This is a genomic window from Pseudomonas sp. MBLB4136 (assembly GCF_051904765.1).
Classification (GTDB): domain Bacteria; phylum Pseudomonadota; class Gammaproteobacteria; order Pseudomonadales; family Pseudomonadaceae; genus Aquipseudomonas.
Map to the genome: position 1 here is coordinate 4,327,896 of NZ_CP196713.1, position 26,274 is coordinate 4,354,169.

The following is a 26,274-nucleotide window of genomic DNA, read 5'->3' on the forward strand; positions in this document are numbered from 1 at the left end:
CGGTTAACTGCATTGCTCGGCCAGGTGCTTGACCAGTGCGGCGGCTAGCTCGCGCGGGTCGGCGCTGAAGCTGCTGTAGCCGCCCTCGCGCAGGCTGTCCGGCATACTCGGACAGACGCAGCTGTCGCCGCGCTGGGTCCAGATTTCACCGCCCTGGCGGCGCACGTAGGCCGCCGCGGCGCTGCCGTCGCTGCCCATGCCGCTGAAGCTGATGACCCCGCACTGGGCACCGAAATGCTGGGCGAGATTGAGCATCATCTGATCGATCGACGGGCTGTAGGGCTCCGGCCAACCGCGCTCGGCGATCTGCATCAGACGCTCGTCGCTGAAGCCCAGCTCGCGACTGATCGGCGCCACCACCACCTCGCCACAACGAATCGCTTCGCCATGCCGCGCCGGGTTGACGTGCCACTGGCTGTGCCGGCCGACCGCCTGGGGCAGCGCCGACTCGAAGCTGGCGTCGATATGCTGGGCATACACGAAGCCCACCGGCAAGCCGCCGGGCAGGGCATCGAGAAAGGCCTTGACCGCCGCCGGACCGCCAAGCGAGGCGGCCAGCAGCCAGACCTGACGCGCCGGTTCGCCGGCGGTCAGCGGCGACGTCGCCAGTGCCTGCGGCAGCTCCAGGCGAACCGGCCTCTGCGCCTCGGCGAGCAGCGCCGCCAGGCTCGGGCCGACGGCCTGGGAGGGATCGCCAACCAGTTTCTTCAGTTTGCCGAACAGCCGCCGCTCCCAGCGCGGATAGTTCTCCGAGTGGCGCTCGGGGGCATGCCCCTCGCCGAACAGCACCGGTGCCGAGACTCGCTCGAGCAGGCTGTCGACCAGCGGCGAATCCTCCGACTGGGCCAGGTCGACCAGCCACAGATCGGTCTCGCAGGAGCCCAGGGCTTCCTCGTCCAGGCGTGCCGGGTCGCTGTTGAGTACCACTTGGTAGCCGCTGCCGCTCAGGGCCTGCTGCAGCACATGGCGCTGCAGCGAGGTGTCGGCGATGACCGCAATACGTGCCGCGCTTTTCTCAGTCATTTCCGTTTGACCAGTTGGTGGATGCTGTCGAGCAGCAGGGACTCTTGGTAGGGCTTGCCAAGGTATTCGTTGACGCCGATGGCCATGGCCCGCTCGCGGTGCTTCTCGCCGGTACGCGAGGTGATCATGATGATCGGCAGGTCCTTCAGCCGCTCGTCGTGGCGCACCAGGGTCGCTACCTCGAAGCCGTCCATGCGCGGCATCTCGATGTCCAGCAGCATGATGTCGGGCTTGTGCTCCTGCAGCTGGGCGATGGCGTCGACGCCATCCTTGGCCGTCAGCACGTTCATGCCGTTGCGTTCGAGCAGGCGGCTGGTGACCTTGCGAACGGTCACCGAGTCGTCCACCACCATGACCAGGGTCGGCCGCTCGGCCTCGACCTCTTCGGCGCTCGCGGTCTTGGCCGGCAGCCGCGGCTGGGCCTGGCTGAGCAGGTGCGCATGCAGCACGCGGATGGTCGCCAGCAGGTCGAGGATCACCACCACCCGGCCGTCACCGAGGATGGTTGCGCCGGAGATGCCGTGGACCCCGGCGAACTGCGGTCCGAGGCTCTTCACCACGATCTCGCGGGAGCCCGCCAGACTGTCGACCTGCACGGCCACCGCGTGCTCGCTGGAGCGCACCAGGATCACCGGCAACGGCAGGCTCTGACCGACCAGCTTGGGCTGCTGCCCGTTGTTCAGCAGGTCGCCCAGATAGCGCAGCTCGTAGGCCTGACCGGCATACTCGAAACGCGGCGCGTCGGGCTGGTAGTAGGCCTCCAGCTCGAAGGGCGATACCCGCACGATGCCCTCGATGGTATTCAGCGGAATCGCATACAGATCCTCGCCGGACAGCACCATCAGCGCCCGGTTGACCGACACGGTGAACGGCAGGCGAATGCTGAAGCGAGTGCCCTCGCCTGGCGTCGAGTCGATGCTCATCGAGCCACCGAGCTGCTTGACCTCCGAGTGCACCACGTCCATGCCCACGCCCCGTCCGGAAATCTGCGTGACCTTCTCCGCCGTGGAGAAGCCGGCCTCGAGGATGAACTGCAGGATCTCGTGATCGGTAAGGTCCGACTCCTCGTCCATCAGGCCCCGCTCGATGGCCTTGCGGCGGACCGCCTCCAGGCGGATGCCGCCGCCATCGTCGGCCAGATTGAGGACGATGTCGCCACCCTCGCGGCCGAGGCTCAGGCGGATGCTGCCCTGTTCCGGCTTGCCGCTGGCGCGACGCACTTCGGCCGGCTCGATGCCATGGTCGACGGCGTTGCGCAGCATGTGTTCGAGGGGCGCGACGATGCGCTCCAGCACCGTGCGGTCCATTTCCCCCTCGGCGTTGCCGACGACGAATTCGACCTGCTTGCCCAGTTCCGCGGCGACCTGGCGGACGATCCGCCGCAGGCGCGGCACCAGGCGGTCGAAGGGCACCATGCGGGTGCGCATCAGGCCTTCCTGCAGCTCGGTGTTGACCCGCGCCTGTTGCAGCAACAGGGTTTCCGCATCGCGATTGCGCGCGGCCAGGGTCTCCTTCAGGTCGAGCAGGTCGGAGGCCGATTCGAACAGGGCCCGGGACAGCTGCTGCAGCTGCGAGTGGCGGTCCATCTCCAGCGGGTCGAAATCCTCATAACCGGCGCGTTCGGCCTCGGCCTGGTAGCGGCTGAGGATCTGCGCCTGGGTCTCGGTATCCAGGCGCCGCAGCTGATCGCGCACCCGGTCGATGGTCGCCTCCATCTCGCTCAGGGTGAAGCCGAAATCACTGACCTGCTGTTCGACCCGGCCACGGAAGATCGAGGTCTCGCCCGCCAGGTTGACCAGCCCTTCGAGCAGATCCGCCGGCACCTTGACCAGCTCCTGCGGCGCTCGGCGCGCGGCGGCGTCCTGGGCGGCCTGTTCGGCACGCTGCATGAACGGCAGCACCTTGGCCACCAGCTCCTGGGCAGGGCGCTCGCTGGCCGCGACTATCGGCGTCGCCAGCTGCGGCGCGCGCGGCGCACTGTCCTGCATTGGTTCCTCTGCGGGGGCCGGCGCCGCGCCGTCCGCGCTGTCGCGCAGCTGCTGGCGCAACTGGTCGAGCTCGGCCTGCAGGCCTTCGAAGCCCGACTGCACATCGAGGAACAGGCTCTCCGGCCAGGGCGCGCCCTGCTGCTGGATCTCGGTCAGGTGCTGTTCCAGGTCATGGGTCAGGTCACCCAGACGCCTCTGTCCGGCCAAGCGCGCACCGCCCTTGAGGGTGTGCAGCACGCGCAGCACGTCGTCGATGGCGCCGGCGTCCTCGCGGCTCGCCTCCCAACGGCCGAGCGCCAGTTCCATGGCATCCACCAGGTCGTCGGCCTCCTCCATGAAGATATCGAGGATGTCGGCCTCGGCAGCGAAGTGGTCGTCGACCGCGTCCACGGCCTTGAGCTGCACTGCCGACGGCATGCTCAGCTGCTCGTCCGGGTTGGCGCGAAAGCCCTTGATGGTTTCGATCAGCGCCTGTCCATTGGGTACGGCGCGTTGGCCACGCACCGCCTCGAGCATCTCGGCGAGACTGTCGTGACAGGTCTGCAGCAGGCCAAAGAGCGCCGGGCTGGCCCGCAGCCGGCCGCCGCACAGGCCTTCGTAGAGAAACTCCAGCTCATGGGCCAGATCGCCGATCTCGCGGATCTCGGCCATCCGCGCGCCACCCTTGAGGGTGTGCAGGTCGCGTTGCAGGGCTTCCAGCTCGAGGCTGTTATCGACGTCGTCGATCCAGCGTTGCAGGGCCGCACCGGCGCTGTCGATGATGTCGAAACCTTCCTCGAGGAAGATCTCCACCAGCTCCGGATCGCGCTCATCGGCTGCCGGCCGAGGCTCGCCCGGTGTTTCGTCAGCCTCGCAAGCGTCTTGTGGCCGCGGCACGTCGGCGCTTTCGTTCAGCTCGAGCCCGGACTGAAATTCAGACTCAGACTCAGACTCAGACTCAGACTCAGACTCAGACTCAGGTTCGGGTTTGGGCTGACGCTCGGGTTCCCACTCGGCATCCTGAGCATCCTCAGCTCCCGAGATTTCGGCTTCGGCTTCGGCTTCGGCTTCGGCTTCGGCTTCGGCTTCGGCTTCGGCTTCGGCTTCGGCTTCGGCTTCGGCTTCGGCTTCGGCTTCGGCTTCGGCTTCGGCTTCGGCTTCGCAAGCAGGCTCGGGGAGGTTCGGCGCCGGGGTCAAGTCCGGCGTACGGCCTTGGCGAAACCCACGAATCGCCTCAATCAGGTCAGTCGGCTCCGGCAACTCGGCGCGGCGCTGCAACTGTTCGAGCAGCACAGCCAGGCGGTCATGGCTTTGCTGCAGCAGCTCGGCGAGGGGTTGCGAATGGCTGTAACGTCGGTCCAGCAGCCCCTCGTACAGGGATTCCAGCTCATGGGCGAGATCGCCGATCGGGCCGATCTGCGCCATCCGGGCGCCCCCCTTGAGGGTGTGCAGGTCGCGCTGCAAGGATGAAAGCGCCGCCTTCTGGTCAGGCTCGGCCAGCCAGCGCTCCAGTGCCTTGCCGGCACTTTCCAGGATATCGACCGCCTCTTCGAGGAAGATCGCCACCATTTCCTCGTCCAGCACATCGAAGGATGCAGCGCTTTCCGTGTCGTCCACAGCCTGCTCGAGCTGTAGCTCGACTTCCGTCGCCAGTTCATCGTCGCCGTCGCTCGTCCAGCGATCCAGCTCTGCCGCGGCGGTGGCTTCGTCCAGTTCGACTATCTCCAGCCCGCCTTGGCCGTCGTCGGACAACAGGGCCAGGGCGCTCGGATCCAGGGCCTCGCCGAGCAAGCTGCGCAGCGCCGCGACACGCTCAGGCTGGGCGCTGACCTGCAGGCCCGCGGCGACCTGATCCATCATGCCGATCAGCGCTTCGTGGGCTTGCTCGGCTTCGCTGAAGAAGCGCTCGCTGACCGCCAGACTGCCCTCCTCAACCGCGCCGTAGAGATCGAGCAGGGCCTCGCAGAGCTCCTCGATCTGCGGCAGTTCGGCCATATCGGCGCCACGCCCCAGGGTGGTCAGCTCCTCCAGCAGGGCGCTGAGCTCCTGACGCTCAGACGGGTGCTGGTGCCAGCGGCGCAACAGATCCTCGGCATCCAGCAGGATGTCCATGCCCTCGGCAAGGAAGATGCTGATCAGCTGCGGGTCGCGCGTTTCGCCCTGCTCGCTCTTGCGGCCGTTCTCGGCGGCGGCGAGGCGCTCCTGGTGCAGCTTCTGGGTGCGCTCGAGGAATTCCGGGGCACCCGGTAGCGGCGCCAGGGGCTGACTCTCCAGCTGCTCGAGGCCGACACGGAACAGCTGCTCGGCGGCGCTCAGCAGCTCGGCCTCGGTCATGTCCATCGGAATCAGATTGGCCTTGAATTCCTTGACCAGCTTCTCCAGCGGCGCGGCGATCTCCGCCACCGGCAATATGCCGGCCATGTAGGCGCTGCCCTTGAGCGTATGCAGGGCGCGCTGAAGGTCGTCGGTGACCGGCTGCGGCAGCTCCTGGGCGCAATCGGCGAGGAAGCCGACCAGGGTATCGAGGTGGGTTTCCGCTTCGTTGCGGAAGATCTCCAGCAGTTGCGGGTCGAGCGTCTCGCCGATTTCCTCCAACGCGGCGGTAGCCTCGCTTTCGCCCGCTGGCGCGGCTACCGGCGCAACCGGGGCGTCAGACTTTGGGAGGCTTTCACCCTTGGCCAGGGCATGGGCAGAGGCCGCGAGCAGATCGACGTCATCGCGCTGGCGCTGAGCATTGGCAGCGAACTCCTCGACCAGCGCCGGCATCACCTCGACCACCTCGCCGACCACCCGCTGCACTTCGGCATCGGGCTGAATACTGCGATCGAGCACGCGGTTGAGCAGGTTCTCGATCGACCAGGCCAGCTCGCCGATAACCAGCGCACGGACCATGCGCCCGCTTCCCTTGAGGGTGTGGAAGGCGCGGCGCACCTCGACCAGGGCATCCTTGTTTGCCGTATCGGCGCACCACTGCGGCAGGAACTGGCCGATGGTCTCCAGGACTTCCCCGGCCTCCTCGATAAAGACCTCCGCCAGCTCCTCGTCGATCGGCTCCTCATCGGCCGGCGGCGGCAGCAGGCTGGGCGGCACTTCGCCGGCAGGCGGGTTGATCGCCTGCTGCGGTGCGGCCATGACATCGGCCAGCGACAGCGGCTTGTCAGCCTCAGGCACCTGCTCCTCGGCGTCGCCCTCGCTCGGTGTCGGCGCGCTGGGCAGTTCGACCTCGGGAATCTCCAGGGCCGCCAGTTCATCCTCGTCCCAGTGCCCAGGGCTGGCCGGCTCTTGCAGGTCCAGTTCATCCAGTTGCAGGCCATCGAACGCAAGCGGCGCCTCGCCCGCTGCCTCGTCCTCCAGTGCCGGCGAGCTCTCCACCTCGGTCTCGGGCGCGGCCTCGAGAAGCTCGCTCGGTACAGCTTCGGCCTGCTCGGACAGGGATGGCGGCTCATCCGCCGAGCAATCCTCGGCGGTCGGTGCGGTGCCAAGTTCGGCGAACTCCGCGCTCAACTCGTCATCCGCCAACGCTTCGAGCGACTCGCGACCCTCCTGCGCCTCGGGGTCCAGGGCTGTGGGCGCTTCTTCGGCCAGCACCTCGATGTCGTCCAGCGGGTCGGCCAAGGGAGCAGGTGCCGGCTCTGGTTGCTCGACCCGATCGAGGATCGACGGCTTCTCCTTGAGCGGATAGCCGAGGCTCTCGAGACTCTCCTCGGCCACATCGAGGATCAGATCGCCCTGACTGGCGTGATCCTCGGCCAGTCGCTCGAGGTAATACTCGACGCTGGTGATGGCGTCGGCAAGGGTGTCGAGGTGCTGCCAGTTGGGCACGGCCTTGCGCGCCAGCAGCTGCTCCTCGATGTAGCGATTGCAGGCCTTCAGCAGGTCCGCCGCGCGTTGCAGCGGGATCATGCCGAGGCCGCCGCGCACCTGGGTCAGCAGCTCGGGCACCCGGGCCAGATGTTCGTGGTTCCACTGCGAGGCAATGAACTCGATGATCGCGTCCTTGGCCTGCTCCAAGCCATTGCGTGCTTCCTTGATCACCAGCTGATGGATCTGCGCCACGTCGGTGGTCGGCAGATGGCTGTCCTCGCGGCCGGCATCCTCCGCCGGGCCGACCATGCCCGCCAGCGTCGCTTCGACGTACAGCAGGGCACCGGCGACATCCATCAGCACGGCATCGTCGGGCTGGCGCTGGCCCAGGGACAGGCCGTGGACCACATCGATCTGGTCGACTATGACCTTGCGCGGCTGGGCAAAGCCCAGCACCGCCAGGGTGTCGGCGATCTGCTTGAGCGGCGCCAGCAGGGCATCGAGCTCGGCCACGTGACTGCGATCACTGCGCACGAACAGGTCGAGGCTGTCCTTGACCCGCACCAGCTCCTCGCACAGGGCTGCGACCACCGAGCGCATGGCATCGCGATCGGGGCCGGCCAGGCGGGCCCGCTCCTCGTCCACCACCTCGTTGGTCGGCAGGGCATCGTCGAGCCGGTATTGTTCCTTCAGGCTACGAATCCGCGGCGACTGCGCCGGCGCCTTGGCGACATAGAACAGCAGGTTCTTGGTCAGCTCGTCGGACGCCGGCTGGTTGATACCGTCGGCCCCCTGCTCCAGCAGGCGCTTGAGTTCCTTGTCGACCTGACGTAGCAGGGTGCGCACCGAGGTACCGTTGACCACACTGCCATTGGCCAGTCCCTCGACCAGACCGGAGGCGATCTGCCAGAGCGGACCGAGCGGAGCCCCCTTGCACAGGGTTTCCAGACGCGCGAAGACCCGCGCCATGTAGCCCAGGTTGGTGCCCAGATCTTGGTTGCGGATCACCCCGACCAGGGCCACCTGCAACATCTGTCGCAGCTTGCGCAGCAGCACCGGCAACTCGGCGGTGCGCAGCTGGGCCAGGGACTCGACCGACAGCGCCGGGGCACGGGCGGACATGTCCGGGGAGAACAGACTGGTTTCCGACAGCAGCTTCTCGCCGCGGGCGGCTCGCAGGTCGTTGAGCAGCGGCAACACGACCATCGGCAGGTCGCGGCGCGCGGTCTGGATCCGGTCGAGATAGGTCGGCAGCTGCAGGATCGCCTGCATCAGCACTTCCAGCGCCTCGCCCTGGTTGGCCACGCGGCCCTCCATCAGGGCCTGGGCCAGGTGCTCCATTTCCTCGGCGAGCAAGGCCGCGCCGTAGAACTCGACCATCTGCAGGGTACCGTGCACCTGATGCACATAGGTCAGGCAGAAACGCATGCGCGTCGAGTCCTGCGGATTTTCGACGAACGCCTCCAGGGCCTGACGCGCCTGCTTCAGGGTTTCCGCGATTTCGCCCTTGACCCACTCCAGGGCGACATAGTCGTGCCGATCACCCATAGCCACTCCACTCATAAAGCCCTATCCCTTGCGGGTAAACGCCAGCACTCGCTCGTCGGCCACCGGGATCAACTCCGGATGCTGCCAACCGACCACTTCACCTACACCGACCACCAGCAGCCCTCCCGGTGCCAGGCGCTCAGCCAGGCGATTGAGGATCTCGCGGCGACGCCAGCGGCGAAAATAGATCAGCAAGTTCTGACAGAAAATTACGTCCATACCGGACATTGGCGCCTTGGCCAGTTCCAGCACGTTGAGCCTGGCGCAGCAGACGCGCGCGGCCAGACTCGGCAGTACCTTGAAGCGTCCATCGGCCTGAGTCGCGAAATAACGCTGACGCAGGTCTTCCTCCATCTGTTCGAGCTTGCGTGCCCCATACAGGCCCTCGCGGGCCTTGCTCAGGGCATTGAGACTGATGTCCGTACCGGTCACGCCGAAGTGCTCCGGCCATTCGCTGTCACGCAGTACCTGAGCGGCGCTGATGGCCAGCGAGTATGGCTCCTCACCGCTGGAGCAACCCACACTCCATAAGGCCAGGGGGCGCTGCAGCCCCCGGTCAAGCTGTTCAGCCAGGTGGCGTTCGAGCACCTCGAAAGACGCGGGATGGCGAAAGAAGCGGGTCTCCTGCACGGTCAGACGGTCCAGCAGGGTCGACCACTCCACCGCACCGCGCGGACCATCGGTGACCTGGCGGTAATAGGCGGCGTAATCGCCGACCCCCAGCTCGCGCATCCGCGCACTCAGGTTGGTCTGCAGAAATGCCCGGCGCTGCTCGGTGATCACCACCCCGGTGCGCTCTTCGAGCAGGCTCTGCCAGTCGCGAAACTCCGCGGCGGACATGTCCACCACGGGTTGCAAGGCCCAGACGCCTGACTGCATGTCGTGCCCCTCGCTGATGGCCATCGGCCGGCTCTGGCGACCGTCTCGGGTCGCCGCCGCGCATTCGCTTATGCCTGCTCCCCGGCTTCCGGCAAGGTAAAGCCGGAAACCGACTTGCGCATCTCGCTGGCCATCTTGGCCAGGGTACCAATGCTCTTGGCCGTGGCGGTGGTGCCGGAGGAGGTTTGCGAGGTGATCTCCTGGATCACGTTCATGGTGTTGGAGATATGACCGGCCGAGGAGGCCTGCTGGCGCGCCGCGTTGGAGATGTTCTGGATCAGCGCCGCTAGGGTCTTGGATACCTTCTCGATCTCTTCCAGCGCCACCCCGGCGTCCTGCGCCAGACGCGCACCGCGCACCACCTCGGAAGTCGTCTGCTCCATCGAGATAACGGCCTCGTTGGTGTCGGTCTGAATGGTCTTGACCAGTGCCTCGATCTGCTTGGTTGCCGCAGAAGATCGTTCTGCGAGGCGCTGTACCTCGTCCGCTACCACGGCGAAGCCTCGGCCCGCGTCACCGGCCATGGAGGCCTGGATCGCGGCGTTCAGGGCGAGGATGTTGGTCTGGTCGGCAATGTCGTTAATCAGGCTAACGATGTCACCGATCTCCTGGGACGACTCACCGAGGCGCTTGATCCGCTTCGAGGTGTCCTGGATCTGCTCACGGATGTTATCCATGCCGGTGATGGTGTTGTGTACGACTTCGTTACCCTTGTTGGCGATGGCTACGGAACGTTCCGCTACCGCGGAAGATTCGCTGGCGTTCGCCGATACCTGGTCAATCGACACGGCCATTTCGTTGATCGCCGCCGATGCCCCGGCGATTTCCTGGGCCTGGTGCTCGGACGCTTCGGCCAGGTGCATCGCCGTGGCCTGGGTTTCCTGGGCGGCGCCCGCAACCTGAACGGCGGTCAGGTTGATCGTGGCTACCAGGTCACGCAGCTGGTCGATGGAGTAGTTGATGGAGTCGGCGATGGCACCGGTGAAGTCCTCGGTTACCGTCGCGGCCACAGTCAGGTCACCATCGGCGAGGTCGGCGATTTCGTCGAGCAGGCGCAGAATCGCCGCCTGGTTGCGGTCGTTCTTTTCCGCGGTTTCGCGCAGCTGGCGGTTGGTCTCGCGCACCATCACCAGGCCGATCAGGATGATCGCAGCCAGGGCCAGGGCGCCCAGCACATAGCCGGCGAGGGTGTTCAGGGCCCGCCCGCCCGCCAGGTCTTCGAAGCCGGCGGCGAGCTCGGAGGCCTTGTCCAGCAGGGTCTGCGACACGCTGAAGATGGTGTTGGCCGACTCCCGTACCTGGAACAGTTCCGGCGAGGTCTCGAGGATCTCGTCCACCGAACCGGAGACGAACTCGAACAGCTCGGAAATCTCCGCCAGACGCTCGAGAGCCTCGGCATCGGTCACCTTGGCGATCTCCATCGCCGCGTTGCCTTCGAGCATCGCGCTCAAGACACGGCCGAACAGGCTGGCATCGCGACCGAACATGTCGGCGGCCTGCACCGAGTCTGCGTCACCGGCCAGGACCTTGTTCACCGAGCCGAGAATACGCTCGGCCAGCAGCGACTGGCGCTGGGCCACGGAGACCTGGGCTGCCGGGGCACCGCTTTCCAGGAGGATGTCGACCACTTCCTCATACTCGACCTGCAGCTGCGGGATGGTCTCCGCCAGGGTTACGGCAACCTGGTGCAGAGAAAGTACCGTCTGCTCGCTGGCCAGAATAGCGTCGGTGTTCTGCCGCAGGCTGTCCCAGTCCTGCTGCACAGCGGCCATCTGCGCCTGCACGGCGTCAGGCGCCGCGGGTACGCCGCTGGCACTGTTGCCGTCGGTCAGATAGCCCCAGCGGGTCTGGAAGTCGTTGCGCGCCTCGCGCAACAGGCCGAACGCCTCGGCGGTACCTGCCGCGGCTTCGGAGGCGTTCTTGGCGATCCGCTGGGACAGCACGCGCAGCTCACCGGAGTGGCTGATGTACTCGGTATCGTAGTTGGAATGGGTGTTGATGTAGGCGAAGTTGGCGAACAGCAACACGATGGAGACGATCAGGACGATGAACAGTCCGGCGATCAGCGTGCTGCTGCGCGTACCCGCGAATAGATTGCCTGCATTGAGTTTTTTCATTATCTGGCCCCCGCCTGGACCGACCGCACTACGGTTCCCATGTAACGCCAAAAGGCCGACCACGCCGGCCCCACCGAAAAGCTGTTAATACGCCACGTCGAGAAACCCCTGATGCTGGGCCAGCGCATGAGGGCTGAAGACCAACCAGGGTTGCTCGCGTTGAAACACGCCATGAATAAAGGGTTGGATGGACGCTTCGAGCGGCGGCAGCTGCTCGGAGAAGGCGTCCACTGGAAAATGCTGCATGCCGAACACTTCATCGACCGTCAGACCGGCGAATACCTCCTGGTGATCGACCACCAGCACACGCCTCTGCTTGCGCAGTGGCGACAACTCGTTGCCGAAGAACCCGCACAGGTCCATCACCGGCAGCAGCCGGCCACGCACGTTGGCGACCCCCTTCACCCAGCTCTTGACGCCAGGCAGCAGGGTGTAGCGTGGCTCGTGCAGCACTTCGCCGACCTCACCCATGGGCGCGACGAACATGCGCTCGCCCATGCGAAAGCCGATGCCGCTCCAGGTCTGCACCGCGGCCTGCTGCAACGGCAGGCCAGCCGCCAGTTGCCGACAGCGCTGGTCGATTTCGAGGAGCAGTTGAAAGGGTGTCTGCGCGTCCGACATGCCAGCCTTGGCCTTCTTCTTATCTAATAGCGGACTGAGCCGGGATCAACCGGCCAATACCGAATTAATGGTTTTCAGCAGCGTTTCTTCGTCGACCGGCTTGGTCAGGTAGTCCTTGGCGCCCTGGCGCTTGCCCCAGACCTTGTCGGTTTCCTGGTCCTTGGTGGTGACGATGATCACCGGGATGTGGCTGGTGTCGGCGTCCTTGGTCAGCTGGCGGGTCGCCTGGAAGCCGTTGAGCCCCGGCATGACGATATCCATCAACACCGCGTCGGGCTTCTCCTGGCGCGCCAAGGCGACGCCATCGGCGCCATTTTCCGCCTTGAGTACCTGATGCCCGTGCTTCTCCAGCATGGCGGTCAGCTTGTACATCTCGGTCGGCGAGTCATCAACAATCAGAATTCGAGCCATGGTGTTTCCCAATACATGAATAGGCGTCTAGGACTGTGCCACTTGGTGGTCAGGATGCTTGATCCACTGGAACGAAGTCGGGTACGTGAGCCTTGATCGCCCCGAGCAGCTCTTCCTTGCTGAAGGGCTTGGTCAGGTACTGATCGGAGCCAACGATGCGCCCCTTAGCCTTGTCGAACAAGCCGTCCTTGGAGGACAGCATGATCACCGGCGTGGACTTGAACGCACTGTTGTTCTTGATCAGGGCGCAGGTCTGGTAGCCATCGAGCCGCGGCATCATGATGTCGACGAAAATGATACTCGGGTGGCTGTCGGCGATCTTTGCCAGGGCATCGAAACCGTCTACCGCGGTGATTACCTCGCAACCCACCTTCTTCAGCAGGGTTTCCGCGGTACGACGAATCGTCTTCGAGTCGTCGATCACCATCACCCTCAAGCCTTCGGAATGCTGTTCCATGTTTGCCCTACCATCGCCTCGGTGAGTCGTTATTATCGCGTTGAACCAGTGCGCCTGAGGCCCTGCCGCCGACGGGCCGCAACCCGATCGTCGGGCCTTTTTAGCACACTCTCCCCATGCAAGCCATAAGCCGCGCCAGGCCGGGCTTTCCCCTTGACCGCCCGCCCAGTCGGCGCCACCCTGGCGCCACACGCTAGTCTCTGCGCCTTCTCAGCTACCGCCTTTCACGGAGAGTTCCCCCATGAGCGTTCGCCTCGGCATAGTCATGGACCCCATCACGCAAATCGCCTTCAAGAAGGACAGTTCGCTGGCCATGTTGCTGGCCGCGCAAACGCGCGGCTGGTCGCTCTACTATATGGAGCAGCGCGACCTCTATCAGATCAGGGGCCAGGCTCGCGCCCGCCTGTCCCCGCTCAAGGTATTCAACGACCCCCAGCGCTGGTTCGAGCTGGGCGAGGAGCAGGATCTGCCGCTGAATGAACTGGACGTGATCCTGATGCGCAAGGACCCGCCCTTCGATAACGAGTTCGTCTATTCCACCTACCTGCTGGAGCAGGCCGAGCGCGATGGGGTGCTGGTGGTCAACCGCCCGCAGAGCCTGCGCGACTGCAACGAAAAGCTGTTCGCCACCCAGTTTCCCCAATACACCCCGCCGACGCTGGTCAGCCGCAGACCCGACATTCTGCGCGAGTTTGCCCAAGAGCAGCGTGACATCATTCTCAAACCCCTCGATGGCATGGGCGGAACCTCGATTTTTCGCCACCGCGACGGCGACCCCAACCTCTCGGTGATCCTCGAGACCCTCACCGCCCATGGCACCCAGCAGATCATGGCGCAACGCTACCTGCCGGCGATCAGCGAAGGTGACAAGCGCATCCTGATGATCGACGGCGAAGCCGTGCCTTACTGCCTGGCACGCATCCCGGCCCAGGGCGAGACCCGCGGCAACCTGGCCGCCGGCGGCCGGGGCGAGGCCCGTCCACTGAGCGAGCGCGACCACGAGATCGCTGCCGGCGTCGGCCCCACTCTGCGCGAGAAGGGGCTGCTGTTTGTCGGCCTGGACGTGATCGGCGACTACCTGACCGAGATCAACGTGACCAGCCCGACCTGCATCCGCGAGATCGATGCCGCCTACGACACCCGCATCGGCGAGCGCCTGATGGACAAGATCGCCGACAGGCTCAATGCGCGCAGTGCTTCATAGACTTTTGTACGAGCCCTCGGCAGACTGCGCGGCAACCTGAATCGACCCGAATCGCGATGACCGCAGCCGCCAAGCCCACCGCAACCCCGTCCGCCGGCGTCCGCCCGGCGGATCGCCTGGGGTTCACCCTGTTCCTCGCCACGGCGCTGCATGTCGCCCTGATCCTCGGCCTGGGCTTCTCCCTGGCCGAGCCCAGCCAGATCAGCAAGACCCTGGAAATCACCCTGTCCACCTTCAAGAGCGAGGAAAAGCCCAAGGACGCGGACTTCCTCGCCCAGGACAACCAGCAAGGCAGCGGCACCCTGGAGCACCAGGCCGCGCCCAAGACCACCGAGCAGGCACTGTTCCAGGACACCCAGGTCAAGCGAGTGACCCCGCCAGCCGCACCGCAGCCGCCGGCGGCCCGCCAGGAGGCGCCGAAGGCCGCGGTCGCCACCCGCGCACCACAATCACAGAAGACTCCGGTCAAGCGCGAAGAGAGCAAGCCAGCGCCGCAGGCCCGCCTGGCGCCGGTGTTCGACAGCGCCCAGCTGTCGGCGGAGATCGCCAGCCTGGAAGCCGAGCTGGCCCAGGAGATCCAGCAGTACGCCAAACGCCCGAAGATCCACCGCCTCAACGCCGCCTCGACCATGCGCGACAAGGGCGCCTGGTACAAGGACGAATGGCGCAAGAAGGTCGAACGCATCGGCAACCTCAATTACCCGGACGATGCGCGCCGCCAGCAGATCTACGGCAGCCTGCGCCTGCTGGTGTCGATCAACCGCGACGGCACCCTCTACGAAGTCCAGGTGCTGGAATCCTCCGGCCAGCGCGTGCTGGATCAGGCCGCCCTGCGCATCGTCCGCCTGGCCGCGCCGTTCGCTCCCTTCACCGGCGACCTGGCCGATGTCGACCGCCTGGAAATCATCCGCACCTGGCGCTTCGAGCGCGGCGACCGACTGTCGAGCAACTGAGCCGGGACGACACCGCCGCTTGGCGTTTTAGCTTCCAGGCTCCGCCCGCAGGCTTTAAGCTAACGCGCATGAAAGACGCCAACCCGAGCTTCCTCAAGCATCACTTCCTGATCGCCATGCCGCACATGGCCGATCCGCTTTTCTCGCACACCCTGATCTACCTGATCGAGCACAACGAGCAAGGCGCCATGGGCCTGGTGATCAACCGCCCGAACGGCCTCAATCTGGCCGATGTCCTCGAGCAGCTGCGCCCGGACGACGAGCCGCCGAGCCTCTGCCAGGCCCTGCCGATCTTCTCCGGCGGCCCGGTGCAGACCGACCGCGGCTTCGTCCTGCACCCGGCCGGCCTGCAGTTCCAGGCCACCCTGGAGCTTGGCGAGCTGGGCCTGTCCACCTCCCAGGACGTGCTGTTCGCCATCGCCGACGGCAGCGGGCCGGCCAAGTACCTCATCGCCCTGGGCTATGCCGGCTGGGAAGCCGGGCAGCTGGAGGCCGAGCTGGCCGATAACGCCTGGCTGACCTGCCCGGCCGACAGTGCCATCCTCTTCGACCTGCCCTTCGACCAGCGCCTGAATGCCGCGGCCGCGCGCCTGGGCGTGGACCTCAGCCTGCTCACCTCGCAAGCCGGTCACGCCTGATGGTCGATGCCAGCGCAAAGCCGCTGCGCCTGCTGCTCGGTTTCGACTACGGCAGCAAGCAGATCGGTGTCGCCGTCGGCCAGGCCATCACCGGCCAGGCCCGCGAGCTGTGCGTGCTCAAGGCGCAGAACGGCGTACCGGACTGGCAGAAGGTCGAAGCCCTGCTGCGCGAGTGGCAACCGGACGCCATCGTGGTCGGCCTGCCGCTGAACATGGACGGCACGCCGAGCGAGATGAGCGCCCGCGCGGAAAAGTTCGCCCGCCGCCTCAATGGCCGCTTCAACCTGCCCGTGCACACCCATGACGAGCGCCTGACCACCTATGCCGCCAAGGGCGAGCGCCTGCAGCAGGGGCAGAGCGGTGGCTACCGCGAGCGCCCGGTCGACGCCCTGGCCGCCGCGCTGCTGCTCGAAGGCTGGCTGGCCGAACACCTCCCGAGCTGAGCTCGGGCCTGGCCCACAAGGAGTTTTCCATGCCCCTACCGTCCCCCGCCGAACTGCTGCCGCAAATGGCCGGCGCACTGATCGGCCACCTCAACCAGCGGCAGATCAGCGAGCCGCGCTTCATCGGCATCCGCACCGGTGGCGTCTGGGTCGCCCAGGCCCTGCTCGAGGCCCTCGGCAAGCCGGCGCCGCTGGGCGTGCTCGACGTCTCCTTCTACCGCGACGACTTCACCCAGAGCGGCCTGCACCCCCAGGTGCAACCCTCCGAACTGCCGTTCGAGATCGAGGGCCAGCATCTGGTGCTGATCGACGACGTGCTGATGAGCGGACGGACCATCCGCGCCGCCCTCAACGAGCTGTTCGACTACGGACGCCCGGCCAGCGTGACCCTGGTCTGCCTGCTCGACCTCAACGCCCGCGACCTGCCGATCCGCCCCGACGTGGTCGGCGCCACCCTGTCGCTGGCCGCCGATCAGCGGGTAAAATTGTCCGGCCCCACGCCGCTCACCCTCGAACTCCAGACGCTCGCCAACTGAGACCCCCCGCGATGACGCCGATTGACGCCCAGCGCCCGCTGCAGCTGAACGACCAAGGCCAGCTGCGCCATTTCCTCTCGCTCGACGGCCTGCCCCGCGAGCTGCTGACCGAGCTGCTCGACACCGCCGACTCCTTCCTCGAAGTCGGCGCCCGCGCGGTGAAGAAGGTTCCGCTGCTGCGCGGCAAGACCGTGTGCAACGTGTTCTTCGAGAACTCCACGCGCACGCGCACCACCTTCGAGTTGGCCGCCCAGCGCCTGTCCGCCGACGTCATCACCCTCAACGTGTCGACGTCCTCGACCAGCAAGGGCGAGACCCTGTTCGACACCCTGCGCAACCTCGAGGCCATGGCCGCCGACATGTTCGTGGTCAGGCATGCCGACTCCGGCGCCGCCCACTTCATCGCCGAGCACGTCTGCCCGGACGTGGCGATCATCAACGGCGGCGACGGCCGCCACGCCCACCCGACCCAGGGCATGCTCGACATGCTGACCATCCGCCGGCACAAGGGCGGCTTCGAGAATCTCTCGGTGGTGATCGTCGGCGACATCCTCCACTCCCGGGTCGCCCGCTCCAATATGCTGGCGCTGAAGACCCTGGGCTGCCGGGACATCCGCGTGATCGCGCCGAAGACCCTGCTGCCGGTCGGCATCGAGCAATACGGGGTCAGCGTCTTCAGCGACATGGCCAAGGGCCTCGCGGATGTCGACGTGGTGATCATGCTGCGCCTGCAACGCGAGCGCATGCAGGGCGGCCTGCTGCCCAGCGAGGGCGAGTTCTACCGCCTGTTCGGCCTCACCGAGCAGCGCCTCAAGCTGGCCAAGCCGGATGCCCTGGTGATGCACCCGGGGCCGATCAACCGCGGCGTGGAAATCGAGTCGGCGGTGGCCGACGGTCCGCAGTCGGTGATTCTCAACCAGGTCACCTACGGTATCGCCGTGCGCATGGCCGTGCTGTCGATGGCCATGAGCGGCCAGACCGCCCAACGTCAACTCAATACCGAGGAGCAGAACTGATGCGCACCCGTATCCTCGGCGCCCGCGTCATCGACCCGAGCAGCGGCTTCGACCGGCCGGCCGACCTGTACATCGCCGATGGCAAGCTGGCCGCCATCGGCCAGGCGCCGGACGCCTTCGACGCCGAACAGAGCATCGATGCCCAGGGACTGGTCGCCGCGCCGGGCCTGGTCGACCTGTCCGTCGCCCTGCGCGAGCCGGGCTACAGCCGCAAGGGCAGCATCGCCAGCGAGACTCTCGCGGCCGCCGCCGGCGGCGTCACCAGCCTGTGCTGCCCGCCGCTGACCAAACCGATCCTCGACACCCCGGCGGTGGCCGAGCTAGTGCTCGACCGCGCCCGCGAGGCCGGCCACACCAAGGTGTTCCCCATCGGTGCCCTGAGCAAGAACCTCGCTGGCGAACAGCTGGCCGAACTGGTGGCCCTGCGCGACGCCGGTTGCGTGGCGTTCGGCAACGGCCTGGACAACTTCCGCAGCAGCCGCACGCTGCGCCGCGCCCTGGAATACGCGGCCACCTTCGACCTGACGGTGATCTTCCACTCCCAGGACCACGACCTGGCCGAAGGCGGCCTGGCCCACGAGGGCCCGACCGCCAGCTTCCTCGGCCTGCCCGGCATCCCCGAGACGGCCGAGACCGTCGCCCTGGCCCGCGACCTGCTGCTGGTCGAGCAGACCGGCGTGCGCGCCCACTTCAGCCAGCTGACCAGCGCCCGCGGTGCCGAGCTGATCGCCAACGCCCAGGCCCGCGGCCTGCCGGTGACGGCAGACGTCGCCCTGTACCAGCTGATCCTCACCGACGAGGCGCTGACCGGCTTCTCCAGCCTCTACCACGTGCAGCCGCCGCTGCGCACTGGCGGCGACCGCGAAGGCCTGCGCGAGGCGGTGAAGGCCGGGGTGATCCAGGCAATCGCCAGCCATCACCAGCCCCATGAACGGGACGCCAAGCTGGCGCCCTTCGGCGCCACCGAACCGGGCATCAGCAGCGCGCAGCTGTTGCTGCCGTTGGCCCTTACCCTGGTGCAGGATGGCCTGCTGGACTTGCCGACGCTGCTGGCGCGCCTGAGCGCCGGCCCCGCCGACGCCCTGCGCCTGCCGGCCGGCCGCCTGAGCGTGGGTGCCCCAGCCGACCTGCTGCTATTCGATCCGCAGGCCTCGACCCTCGCTGGCGAAACCTGGTATTCCAAGGGCGCAAACTGCCCCTTCATCGGCCACTGCCTGCCGGGCGCAGTGCGTTACACCCTGGTCGACGGCCATCTCAGCTACCAGGCATAAGCTCTCGAAGACCATAGACAAGCCCGCCTGATGGCGGGCTTGTTCTTTTCCGAGAAAATCAACCGCGCTCGGCGTTCTTCAGCGAAATCTGGCTGTTCAGGGTCCAGAAGTCGTACAGCACGCCGACCAGGAACAGGCCGCCGGTGAGCAGGTAGAGGATTCCCGTGATCCACTTGCCCTGATACATGCGGTGCACACCGAACACGCCGAGAAAGGTCAGCAGGATCCAGGCCACGTTGTAGTCGGTCTTACCGGCGCTGAAGCGCAGGTCCGCCTCACGGTCCATCGTCGGGATCAGGAACAGGTCGATGATCCAGCCGATAAACAGCAGGCCCAGGGTGAAGAACCAGAGGGTGCCGGTCACCGGCTTGCCGTAATAGAAGCGATGGGAACCGAGGAAACCGAAAATCCACAACAGATAGCCGATGACCTTGCTATGGGTGTCGTGCTTCACGTCCATGCCGTACTCCTTGACTGCAATTTGCGGCGAATGACCCGGCAGGCCGAGCGCAACCTGCCGATAAAAAAGCCCGCGATCGCGGGCTGGTTGAAACCACCGGGCCTCAGCGGAAACGCCGCCCCGGATCTTCCGGCGCGGTCTCCAGGGACAGCCCTTCGCTCATCTGGGACAGGTGATCGCCATCGGTCTCCGAGCCGAGCTTGATCATCAGGCGCAGGTCGTTGGCGGAGTCGGCGTACAGCAGCGCATCCTCGTAGGTGATCTCGCCCTGGCTGTAGAGGCTGTACAGCGCCTGGTCGAAGGTCTGCATGCCCAGCTCGGTCGAGCGTTTCATCAGGCTCTTGAGTTCGTGCACCTCGCCCTTGCGGATCAGGTCGGCAGCCAGCGGGGTGTTGATCAGCACCTCGATCACCGCGCGCCGCCCCTTGCCGTCCGGGGTCGGAATCAGCTGCTGGGCGACGATGGCCTTGAGGTTGAGCGACAGGTCCATCCACACCTGGTTCTGCCGGTCGGCGGGGAAGAAGTTGATGATCCGGTCCAGGGCCTGGTTGGCGTTGTTGGCGTGCAGCGTGGCCAGGCACAGGTGGCCGGTTTCGGCGAAGGCCACGGCGTGGTCCATGGTCTCGCGGGTGCGCACCTCGCCGATGAGAATCACGTCGGGCGCCTGGCGCAGGGTGTTCTTCAGCGCCACCTCATAGGACTCGGTATCGATGCCCACCTCGCGCTGGGTGACGATGCAGTTCTGGTGCTGGTGGATGTATTCGATCGGGTCCTCGATGGAGATGATGTGGCCGCTGCTGTTCTTGTTGCGGTAGCCGATCATCGCCGCCAGCGAGGTGGACTTGCCGGTACCGGTGGCGCCGACGAACAGCACCAGGCCGCGCTTGGTCAGCGCCAGCTTCTTGAGGATTTCCGGCAGCTTGAGGTCATCCAGGGTCGGAATGTTGGTCTCGATCCGGCGCAGCACCATGCCCGCCAGGTTGCGCTGGTAGAAGGCGCTGACGCGGAAGCGCCCGACGCCGCGGGCGCTGATGGCGAAGTTGCACTCGTGATTCTCGGCGAACTCCCGGCGCTGCTGCTCGTTCATCACCGCAAACACGGTTTCCCGGGTCTGCTCCGGCGACAGGGCCATCTTGGTGACCGGCATGATCTTGCCGTTGACCTTCATGGACGGTGGCACCCCGGCGGTGATGAACAGGTCCGAGCCGCCCTTCTCCACCATCAGGCGCAGCAGTTTTTCAAATTCCATGCATTGTCTCGCCCATCTGTGTCACGCGCCTACACGAGGGCCAGCTGCCGAGGCGCGTGACTCGCCACTGGCCCGAACCCCGCGCGCCTGGTGGCGGAGGGGAATGATGAATCAGAAGTTTTCCGGGTTCTTCGACTTTTCCCGGGCACTCTCGCGACTGACCAGGCCCTTGGCCACCAACCCTTTTAGACAGGCGTCCAGGGTCTGCATGCCGAGCGAGCCACCGGTCTGGATCGCCGAGTACATCTGCGCCACCTTGTCCTCGCGGATCAGGTTACGGATCGCCGGGGTGCCGATCATGATTTCGTGGGCCGCCACCCGGCCGCCGCCGATCTTCTTCAGCAGGGTCTGGGAGATCACCGCCTGCAGCGACTCCGAGAGCATTGAGCGGACCATGGACTTCTCTTCGGCGGGGAACACGTCGACCACCCGGTCGATGGTCTTGGCCGCCGAGGTGGTGTGCAGGGTGCCGAATACCAGGTGACCGGTTTCCGCGGCGGTCAGCGCCAGACGGATGGTCTCCAGGTCACGCATCTCACCGACCAGGATGATGTCCGGGTCTTCCCGCAGCGCCGAGCGCAGGGCCTCGGAGAAGCCCAGGGTATCGCGGTGCACCTCGCGCTGGTTGACCAGGCACTTCTTCGACTCATGAACGAATTCGATCGGGTCCTCGATGGTCAGGATATGGTGGTACTTGGTGCTGTTGAGGTAGTCGAGCATCGCCGCCAGGGTGGTCGACTTGCCCGAGCCGGTGGGCCCCGTGACCAGCACCAGGCCGCGCGGCACGTCGGTGATCTTGCGGAACACATCGCCCATGCCGAGGTCTTCCATGGTCAGCACCTTGGACGGAATGGTACGGAACACCGCGCCGGCGCCACGGTTCTGGTTGAAGGCGTTGACCCGGAAGCGCGCGACCCCTGGCACCTCGAAGGAGAAGTCGGTCTCGAGGAATTCTTCGAAGTCCTTGCGCTGTTTGTCGTTCATGATGTCGTACATCAGCGCGTGCACCTGCTTGTGATCCAGGGCCGGCAGGTTGATCCGGCGGACATCGCCGTCGACCCGAATCATCGGCGGCAGACCAGCCGAGAGATGCAGGTCCGACGCGCCTTGCTTGGCGCTGAAGGCAAGCAGCTCAGTGATATCCATGGGACTCCCTAATGACAAGCAAGCAGGTAGAATGCCGCGAACGCTGAACGAGCGGGGCTATAGAGCGCGAGTAATGTCCACGATAGCAGAGAATATTGCAAAGGTCGGAGCGCGCATCCGTGAGGCGGCGCAAGCCTCGCAGCGCGATTTTGCCTCGATCGGCCTGCTTGCCGTGAGCAAGACCAAACCCGCCGCGGCGGTTCGCCAGGCCCATGCCGCCGGACTGCGCGACTTCGGCGAGAACTACCTGCAGGAAGCCCTGGAGAAGCAGGCCGAGCTGGGCGACCTGGCGCTGACCTGGCACTTCATCGGCCCCATCCAGTCGAACAAGACCCGCGCCATCGCCGAGCACTTCGCCTGGGTCCACTCGGTCGATCGCCTGAAGATCGCCGAGCGCCTGTCCACCCAGCGCCCGCCACAGCTACCCCCCCTGAATGTCTGCCTGCAGGTCAACATCAGCGGCGAGGCCAGCAAGTCCGGCTGCACCCCGCAAGAGCTGCCGGCGCTGGCCCAGGCAGTCGCCCGGCTGCCCAACCTGAAGCTGCGCGGCCTGATGTGCATCCCCGAACCCACCGAGGACCCGGTCGCCCAGCGCGCGGCATTCGCCCGCGTGCGCGAGCTGCTGGCGAGCCTGGAACTCGACCTCGACACCCTGTCCATGGGCATGAGCCACGACCTGGAGGCCGCCATCAGCGAAGGCGCGACCTGGGTACGCATCGGCACCGCCCTGTTCGGCGCCCGCGACTACGGCGCCCCTCGCATTGAATAAGGAAGCCCACATGAACGACCCCAAGATCGCCTTTATCGGCGCCGGCAACATGGCCGCCAGCCTGATCGGCGGCATGCGCGCCCAAGGCGTCGCGGCCAGCGCCATTCGCGCCAGCGACCACGGCGCCGAGCAGCGCGCCAGGATCACTGCCGAACACGGCATCGAGACCTTCGCCGCCAACGCCGATGCGGTTGCCGGCGCCGACGTCATCGTCCTGGCGGTCAAGCCGCAGGTCATGAAGGGCGTCTGCCAGGAACTGGCCCAACACCTGGAAGCCGGCCAGCTGATCGTCTCCGTCGCCGCCGGCATCACCTGCGCCAGCCTGGAAAGCTGGCTGGGCGCACGCGCCGTCGTGCGCTGCATGCCCAATACCCCGGCGCTGCTGCGCCAGGGCGTCAGCGGCCTGTATGCCAATGCCCGGGTCTCTGACGAGCAGCGCCAGCAAGCCGAACGCCTGCTCAGCGCGGTCGGCCTGGTTATGTGGCTGGACGAAGAGCGGCTGATCGACGCGGTCACCGCGGTATCCGGCAGCGGCCCGGCGTATTTCTTCCTGCTGATCGAGGCGATGACCGCCGCCGGCGAGAAGCTCGGGCTGCCCCGCGAGACCGCCGCCCAGCTGGCCGAACACACCGCCCTCGGCGCCGCGCGCATGGCGGTAAGCAGCGACGTCGACGCCGCGGAGCTGCGCCGCCGCGTGACCTCCCCGGCCGGCACCACCGAGGCGGCCATCAAGACCTTTCAGGCCGGCGGCTTCGAAACCCTGGTCGAACAGGCCCTGAATGCCGCCGCCCGCCGCTCGGCGGAACTGGCCGAACAGCTTGGTCAATAAGGAGCTCATGATGATCGGACTCGATACCGCTGCGGTCTATATCCTGCAGACCCTCGGCAGCCTGTACCTGCTGGTGGTGCTGCTGCGCTTCATCCTGCAACTGGTGCGCGCGGACTTCTACAACCCGCTCAGCCAGTTCATCGTGCGCGCCACCCAGCCGCTGCTCAAGCCGCTGCGCAAGGTCATCCCCGGCTTCGGCGGCCTCGACCTGGCCTCGCTGGTGCTGGCGATCCTGGTGCAGTTGCTGCTGATGACCCTGACCCTGATGCTGATGGGCTACGGCGTCGGCAACCCGGTGCAACTGCTGATCTGGTCGATCATCGGCATCACCGCGCTGTTCCTCAAGGTGTTCTTCTTCGCCCTGATCATCAGCGTGATCCTCTCCTGGGTCGCCCAGGGCAGTCACAACCCGGCGGTGGAGCTGATCAACCAGATGTGCGAGCCGCTGCTGGCGCCGATCCGCCGCTTCATGCCGAACCTGGGCGGCCTGGACCTGTCGCCCATCGTCGCCTTCCTGGCGCTCAACCTGATCGACATGCTGGTGATTCGCAACCTGGCGATGATGACCGGCATGTTCCGCGGGCTCAGCCTGGCGATCTGACCGGCCTCGCGCGCCGCGCCGGCGCGTCCGGCGCGAGCCCAGGCCTACTCCTCGGAGCCAGACCCGACCGTTCGACCGGCCGGGGCGACCATAAGGCGGGACGGTGACGCTGGCCAATTGACGCATCCGGCGGGACCCGCATAATCCCCGCCAGGCAGCCATGCCGAGGTGCGCCGCGCGTGATGCCGCGCGCCGGGGGGTGGCGACAGCCGCAGAACACCGCAACGGATACTCCAATGGCCCGGATGAGACCTGCACCGTGGCCGCTATCCAAGGATGCACTACCGAGGGGAACGCCCGGATGAGCATGGAACGTCTCAGTCAACAGGTCGATGCCTACGTCGCCTGGAAGCGCGAACTGATGCGCGAGATCACCCGCTATCGCAGCTGGCTGGTGACCAATCGCCTGATCTCCGACGCCGTCGAGGCCAAGCTCGAGCGCGCCCTGCGCCTGCTGCGCACCGACCATATCACCCTGGCCTTCGTCGGCGAGTTCTCCCGCGGCAAGACCGAACTGATCAACGCCCTGTTCTTCTCCGAGTACGGCCAGCGCATGCTGCCGTCCCAGGCCGGGCGCACCACCATGTGTCCCACCGAGCTGTTCTTCGACCCGCGCTCGGAGCGCTCCTATATCCGCCTGCTGCCGATCGAGACGCGCCTGTCCGAGGCCAATGTCTCGCAGTTCAAGCGCATCCCCCGGCACTGGGTGAACATACCGCTGGACCCCAGCGACCCGGACAACATGGTCCAGGCCTTCATCCAGGTCGCCCGAACCAAGCCGATGCCGGTGGAGCAGGCGATCCAGCTGGGCTTCCACCCGGACATGCTGGAGCGCACCGGCAAGCCCGGCCAGGTGCTGGTGCCGGCCTGGCGCCACGCCCTGGTCAACTTCGACCACCCCTTGCTGCGCCAGGGCCTGCGCATCCTCGACACGCCCGGCCTCAACGCCCTGGGCAGCGAGCCGGAACTGACCCTGTCGATGCTGCCCAACGCCCAGGCGATCATCTTCCTGCTGTCGGCCGACAGCGGCGTCACCGCCAGCGACATGGACATCTGGCAGCAGCATATTCGCCAGCTCGACGACGACACCCAGACCAGCCTGTTCGCCGTGCTCAACAAGATCGATGTGCTATGGGACGACCTGGCCGGCGACGCCTTCGTCCAGCAGGCCATCGCGCGCATCCAGTCCACCACCGCCAAGCAGCTCGGCATCAAGGGCGAGGACGTGCTGCCGCTCTCGGCCAAGCAGGCGCTGCTGGCCAAGGTGCGCAAGGATTCGGCGCTGCTCGCCCGCAGCCAGATGAGCGGCCTGGAAACCCTGCTCTGCGAACGCATCGTCAGGCAGAAGGAACGCCTGATCGAGGAGCGCGTGGTCAACCAGGTGCTGGCGCTGGTGCAGAACAGCCAGCATGTGCTCAACCTGCGCCTGGAGAAGGTCAACGAACAGCAGGCCCTGCTCAGCGGCCACCAGCAGGACAACGGCCAGATGCTCTTCGAGCTGACCGCCAAGACCAAGGAGGATCACGGCCTGCACCATCGCCGCCTGCTCGGCCTGAAGACCAACCAGCGCCTGCTCAAGCGCCAGGGCGACCTGCTGCGTGCCGCCGCGCGGCCGGAACGCCTCGACGAGCACCTGAACAAGGTGCGCAAGAACCTCACAGGCAGCTGGACCACCCTGGGCATCAACCAGGCCATCCTGCACTTCTTCCGCTCGGTGGAGAGCGACCTGCACAGCCTGTCGCACGAGGCCGAGATGGCCAACCGGATGGTCGCCGCCATCTACCGCCGGCACAACGAGGAGAACCCGCTGCACGGCGTCGACGCGCCGCAGTTCGACGTCCAGCGCTACCTGCGCGAGCTCAAGCAGCAGCAGACCAAGGCCGACCAGTTCCGCCTGCACCTCAAGACCCTGCTTACCGAACAGCGCAGCCTGACCCGGCGCTTCTTCGCCACCCTGGTGCAGGAGGTCATCGGCCTGCACCAGCGCCTGCGCCAGGAAGCCGAGCAATGGGCCGGCGACGCGCTGCTGCCGCTGATGCAGCACACCCTGGAGCACAAGCAGCTGCTGGAAACCCACATGCTGCGCCTCAAGGCCCTAGCCCAGCAAACCCAGCAGAGCCGCCAGCGCAGCCAGCAACTGGCGCACTACCGTGGCGAGCTGGAGCAGCAGCTGGCCCAGGCCGGCGAGATGCTGCGCACCCTGCGCCGACCGGCGCCGATCCAGCGCCAGGGCAAGGTGGTCAGCCTGCCGGGTGCCCGGCGCGCGCTCGGCGCCGCCGAATAGCCAACGGCGCTGCGCCCCCTGTGCTTGCCGCAGGGGGCGGCGCTCTTT

21 protein-coding genes are annotated in these 26,274 nt (G+C 66.3%); 11 read left to right on the forward strand and 10 right to left on the reverse strand.

The features are described 5' to 3' along the window. Positions 1 to 3 precede the first annotated feature (3 nt). From ACSX1D_RS19860 to pilG, 7 genes are all read right to left on the reverse strand, one after another. Positions 4 to 1,023: a chemotaxis protein CheB gene (locus ACSX1D_RS19860; protein WP_439860102.1), complete on the reverse strand. Its 1,020-nt coding sequence runs from the start codon at positions 1,021 to 1,023 to the stop codon at positions 4 to 6. Next, positions 1,020 to 8,342: an Hpt domain-containing protein gene (locus ACSX1D_RS19865; protein WP_439860103.1), complete on the reverse strand. Its 7,323-nt coding sequence runs from the start codon at positions 8,340 to 8,342 to the stop codon at positions 1,020 to 1,022. The genes ACSX1D_RS19860 and ACSX1D_RS19865 overlap by 4 nt, the downstream gene beginning before the upstream one ends. 21 nt (positions 8,343 to 8,363) lie before the next feature. Then, a complete protein-coding gene (locus ACSX1D_RS19870) occupies positions 8,364 to 9,221 on the reverse strand; it encodes a CheR family methyltransferase (protein ID WP_439862369.1) in 858 nt (285 codons plus the stop codon). Positions 9,222 to 9,289: 68 nt separating this feature from the next. Next, positions 9,290 to 11,338 carry a methyl-accepting chemotaxis protein gene (locus tag ACSX1D_RS19875; protein ID WP_439860104.1) on the reverse strand — a complete coding sequence of 683 codons (2,049 nt, stop codon included), beginning with the start codon at positions 11,336 to 11,338 and terminating at the stop codon, positions 9,290 to 9,292. Positions 11,339 to 11,422: 84 nt separating this feature from the next. Next, the gene (locus ACSX1D_RS19880) at positions 11,423 to 11,959 is read right to left on the reverse strand and encodes a chemotaxis protein CheW (RefSeq protein WP_439860105.1); all 537 of its coding nucleotides are present in this window, start codon (positions 11,957 to 11,959) and stop codon (positions 11,423 to 11,425) included. 45 nt (positions 11,960 to 12,004) lie between these two features. Then, a complete protein-coding gene (gene pilH, locus ACSX1D_RS19885) occupies positions 12,005 to 12,370 on the reverse strand; it encodes a response regulator (protein WP_208707308.1) in 366 nt (121 codons plus the stop codon). A gap of 49 nt (positions 12,371 to 12,419) precedes the next feature. Further along, the gene (gene pilG / locus ACSX1D_RS19890; RefSeq protein ID WP_208707309.1) at positions 12,420 to 12,827 is read right to left on the reverse strand and encodes a response regulator; all 408 of its coding nucleotides are present in this window, start codon (positions 12,825 to 12,827) and stop codon (positions 12,420 to 12,422) included. 241 nt (positions 12,828 to 13,068) lie between these two features. Between pilG and gshB the strand changes: the two genes are divergently transcribed. The 7 genes from gshB to ACSX1D_RS19925 all read left to right on the forward strand — a co-directional run bounded on the left by gshB (position 13,069) and on the right by ACSX1D_RS19925 (position 18,888). Then, complete coding sequence (gene gshB, locus ACSX1D_RS19895) at positions 13,069 to 14,031, forward strand: glutathione synthase (RefSeq protein ID WP_439860106.1); 963 nt, start codon at positions 13,069 to 13,071, stop codon at positions 14,029 to 14,031. Between the two features lie 56 nt (positions 14,032 to 14,087). Beyond that, positions 14,088 to 14,984 carry an energy transducer TonB gene (locus tag ACSX1D_RS19900; protein ID WP_439860107.1) on the forward strand — a complete coding sequence of 299 codons (897 nt, stop codon included), beginning with the start codon at positions 14,088 to 14,090 and terminating at the stop codon, positions 14,982 to 14,984. 68 nt (positions 14,985 to 15,052) lie between these two features. After that, on the forward strand, positions 15,053 to 15,622 hold the full coding sequence (locus ACSX1D_RS19905) for a YqgE/AlgH family protein (protein WP_439860108.1): 570 nt from the start codon (positions 15,053 to 15,055) through the stop codon (positions 15,620 to 15,622). Then, on the forward strand, positions 15,622 to 16,065 hold the full coding sequence (gene ruvX, locus ACSX1D_RS19910; protein ID WP_439860109.1) for a Holliday junction resolvase RuvX: 444 nt from the start codon (positions 15,622 to 15,624) through the stop codon (positions 16,063 to 16,065). The genes ACSX1D_RS19905 and ruvX overlap by 1 nt, the downstream gene beginning before the upstream one ends. A gap of 29 nt (positions 16,066 to 16,094) precedes the next feature. Beyond that, a complete protein-coding gene (gene pyrR / locus ACSX1D_RS19915; protein ID WP_208707314.1) occupies positions 16,095 to 16,601 on the forward strand; it encodes a bifunctional pyr operon transcriptional regulator/uracil phosphoribosyltransferase PyrR in 507 nt (168 codons plus the stop codon). A gap of 11 nt (positions 16,602 to 16,612) precedes the next feature. Next, the gene (locus ACSX1D_RS19920) at positions 16,613 to 17,617 is read left to right on the forward strand and encodes an aspartate carbamoyltransferase catalytic subunit (RefSeq protein WP_439860110.1); all 1,005 of its coding nucleotides are present in this window, start codon (positions 16,613 to 16,615) and stop codon (positions 17,615 to 17,617) included. After that, positions 17,617 to 18,888, forward strand: coding sequence for a dihydroorotase (locus ACSX1D_RS19925; protein ID WP_439860111.1), 1,272 nt, complete (start codon positions 17,617 to 17,619; stop codon positions 18,886 to 18,888). Before ACSX1D_RS19920 ends, ACSX1D_RS19925 begins: the two co-directional genes overlap by 1 nt. Before the next feature lie 58 nt (positions 18,889 to 18,946). On the opposite strand, the gene ACSX1D_RS19930 is transcribed toward ACSX1D_RS19925, so the two are convergent. From ACSX1D_RS19930 to pilT, 3 genes are all read right to left on the reverse strand, one after another. Beyond that, positions 18,947 to 19,348, reverse strand: coding sequence for an NINE protein (locus tag ACSX1D_RS19930; RefSeq protein WP_439860112.1), 402 nt, complete (start codon positions 19,346 to 19,348; stop codon positions 18,947 to 18,949). A 103-nt stretch (positions 19,349 to 19,451) separates the two neighbouring features. Beyond that, the gene (locus ACSX1D_RS19935; protein ID WP_439860113.1) at positions 19,452 to 20,597 is read right to left on the reverse strand and encodes a PilT/PilU family type 4a pilus ATPase; all 1,146 of its coding nucleotides are present in this window, start codon (positions 20,595 to 20,597) and stop codon (positions 19,452 to 19,454) included. Positions 20,598 to 20,708: 111 nt separating this feature from the next. After that, entirely contained in the window at positions 20,709 to 21,743 is a 1,035-nt protein-coding gene (gene pilT / locus ACSX1D_RS19940; RefSeq protein ID WP_208707319.1) for a type IV pilus twitching motility protein PilT, read from the reverse strand. 73 nt (positions 21,744 to 21,816) lie between these two features. Here pilT and ACSX1D_RS19945 point away from each other — a divergent pair, with 73 nt between their 5' ends. From ACSX1D_RS19945 to ACSX1D_RS19960, 4 genes are all read left to right on the forward strand, one after another. Beyond that, entirely contained in the window at positions 21,817 to 22,512 is a 696-nt protein-coding gene (locus ACSX1D_RS19945) for a YggS family pyridoxal phosphate-dependent enzyme (protein WP_439860114.1), read from the forward strand. A 10-nt stretch (positions 22,513 to 22,522) separates the two neighbouring features. Next, positions 22,523 to 23,341 (forward strand): pyrroline-5-carboxylate reductase, encoded by an 819-nt coding sequence (proC, locus tag ACSX1D_RS19950; RefSeq protein ID WP_439860115.1) that lies wholly within the window; start codon positions 22,523 to 22,525, stop codon positions 23,339 to 23,341. A 10-nt stretch (positions 23,342 to 23,351) separates the two neighbouring features. Then, a complete protein-coding gene (locus ACSX1D_RS19955; protein WP_439860116.1) occupies positions 23,352 to 23,942 on the forward strand; it encodes a YggT family protein in 591 nt (196 codons plus the stop codon). Between the two features lie 301 nt (positions 23,943 to 24,243). Then, positions 24,244 to 26,226 carry a dynamin family protein gene (locus ACSX1D_RS19960; RefSeq protein ID WP_439860117.1) on the forward strand — a complete coding sequence of 661 codons (1,983 nt, stop codon included), beginning with the start codon at positions 24,244 to 24,246 and terminating at the stop codon, positions 26,224 to 26,226. The last annotated feature ends 48 nt before the right edge of the window (positions 26,227 to 26,274 follow it).